The organism is Kitasatospora sp. NPDC022785 (genome assembly GCF_055561295.1).
The window spans coordinates 221,665-228,208 of sequence record NZ_JBVHHB010000012.1 but is presented as its reverse complement, the minus strand read 5'-3'; the positions used below and the strand labels follow the sequence as shown (position 1 = coordinate 228,208).

Sequence of the window (6,544 nt, the reverse complement as noted above, 5' to 3'; positions counted from 1 at the left end):
ACGGCGGCGATCGGGGCGGTGGTGGCGAACTTCTGCATGGTGTGCTCTCCTGCGCTCGTTGTTTCTAACGAGGGAAAAGCTACGTTGCGTTCGCGGAGTCCGCAACAGATTCGTTGCACGCAAACATCATCACTGCAGGTGAGAGGCATAATATCGTTGCAACCGTCCTGAATCTAACGCAATGACAGATACCGATCGCGTTGCATTGGATTGGAAGTGAACGCTACTGTGGGGTCCGGAGACCCCACGGACCACGAAGGAGACCGCGATGCCTGGAGGCAGGCTCACCCAGCAGGAACGCCAGCAGATCGCCCTGGGGCTGGCCGACGGCCTCGCCTACGCAGAGATCGCCCGACGCCTCGACCGCCCCACCTCGACGGTCACGCGCGAGGTCATGCGCAACGGCGGCCCCACCGCCTACCGCGCCGACCTGGCCCACCGCGCCACCGAACGCCGCACCCACCGGCGCCGGCAGACCGCGCCCCACGGGCCGCAGACGCCCCCACAGCCCCACGGACGCGACCCCGAAGCCGTGCGCGAATACGAGGAGGTCTTCACCACCGTCCTCATCGCCTCGGGCATGCCCAACATGACGGCCCGGGTACTGGCCAGCCTCACCCTCACCGACACCGGCAGCCTCACCGCGTCCGAACTCGTCCAGCGCCTCCAGGTCAGCCCGGCGTCCATCTCCAAGGCGGTCGCGTTCCTCGACGACCAGGGCCTCATCCGCCGGGAGCGCGACGAACGCCGCCGCGAGCGCTACATCGTCGACGACGACATCTGGTACCGCTCGATGATGGCCAGCGCCCGCTCCACCGCCCAGCTCGTCGACATCACACGGCAGGGCGTCGGCATCCTCGGCCCCCAGACCCCGGCCGCCGTCCGCCTCGAGAACATCGCCCGGTTCCTCGACTTCGTCAGCGAGAGCATCACCCGCGCCGCGGAACAGGCCCGCGAGATCCTCTCCAGCAAGGCCGAAACGACCTCGGACAGCACCACCTGAGCCGCGTTCCGGCCGGGCCGACCCGCGTCGGTGGAGCCGGTGAGGAAGTCGGCGCCCGTCGGTACGTCCGGCAGGTCGGGACGGTCACCATGGGACAGCCCCGTCGACTCGACCGTCCGTCCCGGTCCCGGCCCATCGCTGGATCACGCGGACGACCCGGCTTCCTCACCCTTGCCCATCCCTCCCCACCCCGCCTCAGATCCCCACCCCGCCTCAGACCGTCTTCACCGAACCGCCGTCGATCAGGAAGTCCGCCCCCGTGACGCTCCCCGCGAGCGGCGAGGCCAGGTGGACGACCAGCGCCGCCACCTCCGCCGGTTCCACCAGCCGGCCGGTGGTCATGCCGGCCGTCCCCGGCAGTGCGGCCAGCAGCTGCTCCTGCTCCAGCCCCAACGCCGTGGCCAGAGCGGCGCCGTAGCCGGCCGGCGACTCCCACATGGCCGTCCGCACCGGGCCGGGCGAGACGGTGTTGACCCGTACCCCGCTCGGCCCGAACTCCTCGGCCAGCGCCTTCCCGAAGGCCGTCAGCGCGGCCTTGGCCACCGTGTACGGGACGGGCCCGGCGTGCGGCATCCGGGCGCCGTTGGAGGAGATGTTGACGATCGCGCCGCGCCGCCGCACCAGCCCGGGCAGCGCGGCCCGGGTGGTGCGCACGGCCGCCATCAGGTTGAGGTCGAAGGACTGCCGCCACTGCTCGTCGCCGAACGAGAGGAAGCCGCCCACCTGGTCCCCGCCGCCGTCGCCGCCACCCACGTTGTTCACCAACAGGTCGATGTCGTCGCCGAGTTCGGCCGTCGCCACCTCGATCAACCGGGCCGGACCGTCCGGCGTCGACAGGTCGACCGGGACGGCGACGGCCCCGGTAGCCGCCAGCTCGGGCGTCACCGTGCGGGCACCCGCCACCACCCGCACCCCCTCGGCCACCAGCGCGGCCGCCACGGCCAGCCCGATCCCCCGGCTCGCCCCGGTCACCACGGCGGCCTTGCCGCTCAGCTGCATGTCCATGTTGGTCCCCTCCCACGCGCGCAAAGTTGCGTCACAGATGATGCAAGTAATCTAGAACTTGCATCATCAATGTCGCAACTACCGTCCGAGTGGCCACTCCGCTGTAGCCTTTGGCGAGCCACGAGGCCCGGCCACACGAACGAGAGGGGCGGCCGATGCGAGCGGACACCGAGCGCACCGTCCGGGCGATCCTGGAAGCCGCCGAACGCGTCCTGAGCGCCAACCCGGCCGCCACGATGGAGCAGATCGCCGAGGCCGCCGGCGTCGCCCGCACCACCGTCCACCGCCGCTTCGCCACCCGCGACGCCCTGCTCGCCGCCCTCACCGCCTGGGCCACCCGGCAGTTCCACGCGGCGGTCGAGGCGGTCGGCGACCACGCCCCGCCGCTCGTCGCCCTGCACCAGGTGACCGCCAACGTCCTCCGGGTGAAGATCGGTTGGGGGTTCGCGATGGGCGCCGCCCTCCCCGACGACCCGGAGACCGCCCGCATCCACGCCGAGGTGCTGGACCGCTGCAGCCGCCTGTTCGCCGACGCCCGCGACGCCGGCATCCTGCGCCCCGACGCCGACCTCGCCTGGGTCCGCCGCGTCTACTACGCCCTGATCCACGAGGCCGCCCAGCCGCACCCCGGCACCGACGACACCCCGGAGGAACTCGCCGCCCGGGTCGTCGACACCCTCCTCAACGGCCTCGGCCCCCGCTGAAACGCCGGGAGGGGCGAGCGGATGACCCGCTCGCCCCTCCCCCGCCCGACCGCTCAGGCGAACAGCACCAGCGACGCGGCAGCCGGCGCCGGGTGCGAGGATCTCCCGCATGAACAGTGGACCGCTCGACCTGCGACAGGCCACGGCCCCGGGTGACATCACCCCGGAGCTGCGGCGGGCACTCGTGGCCTGCTGGATCGAGGTCACCAACGCCGGCGGGGCGGCCGGGTTCCCCTTCCCGCCCATCGACGCGGACCAGGCGGGCCCGGCGGTCGACGCGCTCGTCGCGGGCCTCGCGCCGGAGACGAGCCGCCTCGTGGTCGCATCGATCGACGGCGACCTCGCCGGGTGGCTCAACGTCCGGCGCGATCCCTTCGAACTCACCGCCCACTGGGGGACGCTCCACCACGTCCAGACACGGACGGGCCTGCGGGGCCGCGGCATCGGGGCCGCCCTCATGCATCGCGTTCGCGACATCGCCCGCGACGAGATGGAGCTGGAGCAACTCCGGTTGGCCGCACGCGGCGGCGCCGGGCTGGAGGACTTCTACGGCCGCCTCGGCTGGCGGGAGGTCGGTCGCTGGCCGGGCGCTCTCCGCCTCGCCCCCGGCGACGATCGCGACGAGGTCCTGATGATCCTGGCGCCGCTCTGACACCCGGACGCGCGAGATCCCGTGTTCGTCCCGGTGAACACGGAACCTCGCCCGTCGGGCCGACCGCTTCCGGCAACTCGGCAGGAGGACAAGGGGAGTTGGCGACACGTTCACTGCCGTGACGGAACTACCGGCGCCCCTCCCCACCCCGGCGCCGCAGCTCCCAGGCCGTCGCCCAGCCCTCGCTGTGCGGGATGCCGGTCATCAGGGCGGCGGCGTTCACCATCCACCAGACCAGCCGGCGCACGCCCGGCTGACCGGGGCCGACCAGCAGAGCGGCCAGGGTGGAGACGGCCACCGAGGCACCGACGACCAGGAGGACGGCGGCCACCTCGGTGCGGGCGGACGGGCTCACCCGCGAAGTCCCTTGCGGATGAGGTCGGTGAGCCGCTCGATGACGTCCGCCCGGACGGCGCCCAGGTCGATCAGCACAACGCCCGTGGTCCGGGCCGACCGCCAGTCCACGCCCGCCGCGGGGAGGGTGAGGCCGGCGGCGGCGAGGGTGGCCTGAAAGTCGTCGAAGGCGTCGGCGGCACGGCGGCGGTCGTGAGCCGTCATCCTGCCCAGCATGCTCATGGTGGTTCCTCCGGTGCGGAGTTGAGTGACTCAGAAGGCGGCGGGCGCCGTCGGCGGCTTGTGCTGCGAGAGCCAGCGCGGGTCGGTGTCCCACTCGACGCCGCCGCCGAAGGGGCGGAGGAAGACCATGCCGTGGTGGAAGGCCATGAACGCACCCCACCGCCCACTGCGGACGTCGAAGACGGCCTCACCGCGGCGGACGGGCCGGTACGGCAGGACCGGCGGGACGGCGGTCGGGACCGGCGCGGGCGCGACGGGGGTGAGGCTGTCGCTGTTGAGACGGGCCTCGGGGATGGCGTCGTTGCAGTTCGCGCAGAGGCACGGCGGGAAGTTCCGCTCGATGATGAGGTTCGTCATATCTAATCCACTGTTCGAGGACGATCCGATGCGGGAGGAGCGCAGGAGGAACGCGAGAGCCGTCGCGTTTTCGCGAATCCCTTGCGATGGAAGTGTCGGTCTGTGACCGTTGGATAACCAAGAGTTTCCACAAGACACTTCAGGCGCTCTTACAGCGGGGGAGGTGGGCCGTCATGGCTCGCAGGAAGGTGGATCCGGGCGACCGGCCCAGGACCTGGGGAGACGAACTCGCCCACTGGCGACAGGCGGCGGGCCTGCGACAGGACGAACTGGCCGTGATGGTGAGCATCCATCAGACCCGCGTGTCGCAGTTCGAGTTGAGCAAGGCACCGCCGACGCTCAAGGATGCGGCGATGTTCGACAAGGCGCTCGGAGCCGGCGGACACCTGGTTCGAAGCTATGAGCTAGTCGCGCCCTACTTGCACGATTACCACCCGGACTGGTTCCAGGAGTTCGCGAAGTCGGAGGCCAAGGCGCTCGCCATCCGAGAGCTGCACACAGGTCGAATCTCAGGTCTTCTACAGACCGAGAGTTACATGCGGGCACTCTTCGATGCCCAAAACGGGGATCTCGGCCCTGAGGAGATCGACTCCCTGGTGCGCGCTCGGCTGGAGCGTCAAGAACGTCTCCTCATCGGCGGCAACGAACCGTTCCTCATCGCGATCCAGGAACAAGCGACGCTGGAGAGACCGATCGGCGGCCCCGCAGTGATGCGTGAGCAACTACAGCACCTTCTTGCACGTATGCAGCGCCGAAACGTCGTCGTTCAGGTGCTCCCGTACGCGGCAGCAGCGAGCGTCAGAATGTCCGGGATGGTGCTGTTGGAGATGCCGAACGGGCGTAGCCGCATCTACTCCGAGAGCCTGGACCGCGGGCACTTCATCGACGAACCAGACCAGGTCCGGAGTTGGGTCGCTGACTATGATCGGATCCGTGCAGCAGCGCTGTCCGAGGCGGAGTCTGTCCGACTGATCCGCGGAATCATGAGAGGACTGAACGCCCATGTCCCTGGCCCCAGATCTGACGACCGCACTGTGGCGCAAGAGCAGCTACTCAGACGGCAACGGCGGCAACTGCATCGAGGTGGCCCCCGGCTACTCCGGACTCGTCCCGGTGCGTGACAGCAAGGACCCCCACGGCCCCGTCCTCCTCTTCACCGCCCACGCGTGGCAGTCCTTCGTCGTGGGCATCAATTCCGGCGACTTCAGCACCTCGTGAGAGGAGCACGCTCCTTGGACCTGGCGAACGCGACGTGGCGCAAGAGCAGCTACTCCGGCGGCAACTGCATCGAGGTGGCCCCCGGCTACCCCGGACTCGTCCCGGTGCGTGACAGCAAGGACCCCCACGGCCCCGCCCTCGTCTTCACACCCGCCGCCTGGGACGCCTTCATCGCCACCGTCCACACCGGCGAGTTCGACGCCTGAGCCGCCGGTCAGCGACGCCCGTCAGAGCTGATCCCGCCGCACCTCGACGTACGTCCGCTCGCCCTGCGCGTCCGTGACGTCGATGACGACGCCCGTCCACTCCTCGACGGGTTCTTCCGGCACCTCACCCGTTCGGTACTCGGCGTCCCGCAACAGCTCCCCGGTCACCCGTACGCCCGTGAGGCGCTCGGTCAGCGCCAGGACGGCAGCCTTGCGATCGACGGCGGGATCACCGTCGCCGATCGGGTCGAGTCCGACCTCGCCCATCACGGCGCTCAGCTCGTCGGGGGTGCTGCCGCTCCGGTGCGCGGGCCACTCGAAGGTGGTCCGCAACTCGCCGTTCTCGTACCAGTGGAAGAAGTCCATAGGCTTCCCGGCGTTGCCCGAATGCGAGACGGCCCGCGTGCCGGTGGACAGGGCTTCCATACATCGTGGCCGCATCCCCAGGTCGCCTCCGAGTTCCAGGGCGAGCACCCAGTCGCCCCCGTCACCCGGCACGGTGAACGCCCCCACGAGCGAGGACTCCACCCAGTCGTCCTGCTCCTCCGAGAACTCCTGGTGCTCCTCGACCAGTTCTTCGAACCCCTCGCACGCACCCCGCGGCTCGGCCCCCACCAGCGTGAGCAGGTCCTCCGGCGAGACACCCCGCACCAGCGTGAGGGAGTACCCGACGCCGAAGGCGTACCGGAACGGCGAGCCCGAGGAGCGGATCCAGCTGTAGTCGGCCGCTGTCACTGAGTTCATGCACCGCATCCTGTCAGCGACCACTGACGAAGCGCTGCCAGGCGACCGCGCCCGGCGTGACGCCCCGGAGCGCCGTCCC

Annotated in this window: 11 protein-coding genes; 6 read left to right on the top strand and 5 right to left on the bottom strand. The window is 70.3% G+C overall.

The features are described 5' to 3' along the window. Positions 1-268: 268 nt before the first annotated feature. Complete coding sequence (locus ACZ3YO_RS21300) at positions 269-1,003, top strand: GbsR/MarR family transcriptional regulator (RefSeq protein WP_465571420.1); 735 nt, start codon at positions 269-271, stop codon at positions 1,001-1,003. Between the two features lie 213 nt (positions 1,004-1,216). On the opposite strand, the gene ACZ3YO_RS21295 is transcribed toward ACZ3YO_RS21300, so the two are convergent. Beyond that, entirely contained in the window at positions 1,217-2,008 is a 792-nt protein-coding gene (locus ACZ3YO_RS21295) for an SDR family NAD(P)-dependent oxidoreductase (RefSeq protein ID WP_465571418.1), read from the bottom strand. Positions 2,009-2,163: 155 nt separating this feature from the next. Between ACZ3YO_RS21295 and ACZ3YO_RS21290 the strand changes: the two genes are divergently transcribed. Both ACZ3YO_RS21290 and ACZ3YO_RS21285 read left to right on the top strand, forming a co-directional pair. Then, positions 2,164-2,712, top strand: coding sequence for a TetR/AcrR family transcriptional regulator (locus ACZ3YO_RS21290; protein WP_465571415.1), 549 nt, complete (start codon positions 2,164-2,166; stop codon positions 2,710-2,712). A 109-nt stretch (positions 2,713-2,821) separates the two neighbouring features. Next, a complete protein-coding gene (locus tag ACZ3YO_RS21285; protein ID WP_465571412.1) occupies positions 2,822-3,364 on the top strand; it encodes a GNAT family N-acetyltransferase in 543 nt (180 codons plus the stop codon). 127 nt (positions 3,365-3,491) lie between these two features. On the opposite strand, the gene ACZ3YO_RS21280 is transcribed toward ACZ3YO_RS21285, so the two are convergent. From ACZ3YO_RS21280 to ACZ3YO_RS21270, 3 genes are read right to left on the bottom strand one after another with little or no spacing between them, the layout of a single operon-like run. Continuing rightward, entirely contained in the window at positions 3,492-3,719 is a 228-nt protein-coding gene (locus ACZ3YO_RS21280; protein WP_465571410.1) for a hypothetical protein, read from the bottom strand. Continuing rightward, positions 3,716-3,940: a hypothetical protein gene (locus tag ACZ3YO_RS21275; RefSeq protein ID WP_465571408.1), complete on the bottom strand. Its 225-nt coding sequence runs from the start codon at positions 3,938-3,940 to the stop codon at positions 3,716-3,718. Before ACZ3YO_RS21275 ends, ACZ3YO_RS21280 begins: the two co-directional genes overlap by 4 nt. A 30-nt stretch (positions 3,941-3,970) precedes the next feature. Beyond that, the gene (locus ACZ3YO_RS21270; RefSeq protein WP_465571405.1) at positions 3,971-4,297 is read right to left on the bottom strand and encodes a hypothetical protein; all 327 of its coding nucleotides are present in this window, start codon (positions 4,295-4,297) and stop codon (positions 3,971-3,973) included. Between the two features lie 173 nt (positions 4,298-4,470). Here ACZ3YO_RS21270 and ACZ3YO_RS21265 point away from each other — a divergent pair, with 173 nt between their 5' ends. Genes ACZ3YO_RS21265 through ACZ3YO_RS21255 form a run of 3 tightly spaced genes read left to right on the top strand, consistent with a single transcriptional unit; the run spans position 4,471 to position 5,721 of the window. Further along, positions 4,471-5,418, top strand: coding sequence for a helix-turn-helix domain-containing protein (locus ACZ3YO_RS21265; protein WP_465571402.1), 948 nt, complete (start codon positions 4,471-4,473; stop codon positions 5,416-5,418). Beyond that, positions 5,330-5,515 (top strand): DUF397 domain-containing protein, encoded by a 186-nt coding sequence (locus ACZ3YO_RS21260; protein ID WP_465571439.1) that lies wholly within the window; start codon positions 5,330-5,332, stop codon positions 5,513-5,515. Before ACZ3YO_RS21265 ends, ACZ3YO_RS21260 begins: the two co-directional genes overlap by 89 nt. Before the next feature lie 14 nt (positions 5,516-5,529). Continuing rightward, a complete protein-coding gene (locus tag ACZ3YO_RS21255) occupies positions 5,530-5,721 on the top strand; it encodes a DUF397 domain-containing protein (RefSeq protein ID WP_465571400.1) in 192 nt (63 codons plus the stop codon). Positions 5,722-5,742: 21 nt separating this feature from the next. On the opposite strand, the gene ACZ3YO_RS21250 is transcribed toward ACZ3YO_RS21255, so the two are convergent. Next, the gene (locus ACZ3YO_RS21250; RefSeq protein WP_465571398.1) at positions 5,743-6,465 is read right to left on the bottom strand and encodes a DUF6461 domain-containing protein; all 723 of its coding nucleotides are present in this window, start codon (positions 6,463-6,465) and stop codon (positions 5,743-5,745) included. Positions 6,466-6,544: the final 79 nt, after the last annotated feature.

What these genes read in the sequence shown, in the direction of transcription:
- ACZ3YO_RS21300 (WP_465571420.1), top strand. Translation starts at nt 269, where the DNA reads ATGCCTGGAGGCAGGCTCACCCAGCAGGAACGCCAGCAGATCGCCCTG.
- ACZ3YO_RS21295 (WP_465571418.1), bottom strand. Translation starts at nt 2,008, where the DNA reads ATGGACATGCAGCTGAGCGGCAAGGCCGCCGTGGTGACCGGGGCGAGC.
- ACZ3YO_RS21290 (WP_465571415.1), top strand. Translation starts at nt 2,164, where the DNA reads ATGCGAGCGGACACCGAGCGCACCGTCCGGGCGATCCTGGAAGCCGCC.
- ACZ3YO_RS21285 (WP_465571412.1), top strand. Translation starts at nt 2,822, where the DNA reads ATGAACAGTGGACCGCTCGACCTGCGACAGGCCACGGCCCCGGGTGAC.
- ACZ3YO_RS21275 (WP_465571408.1), bottom strand. Translation starts at nt 3,940, where the DNA reads ATGAGCATGCTGGGCAGGATGACGGCTCACGACCGCCGCCGTGCCGCC.
- ACZ3YO_RS21270 (WP_465571405.1), bottom strand. Translation starts at nt 4,297, where the DNA reads ATGACGAACCTCATCATCGAGCGGAACTTCCCGCCGTGCCTCTGCGCG.
- ACZ3YO_RS21265 (WP_465571402.1), top strand. Translation starts at nt 4,471, where the DNA reads ATGGCTCGCAGGAAGGTGGATCCGGGCGACCGGCCCAGGACCTGGGGA.
- ACZ3YO_RS21250 (WP_465571398.1), bottom strand. Translation starts at nt 6,465, where the DNA reads ATGAACTCAGTGACAGCGGCCGACTACAGCTGGATCCGCTCCTCGGGC.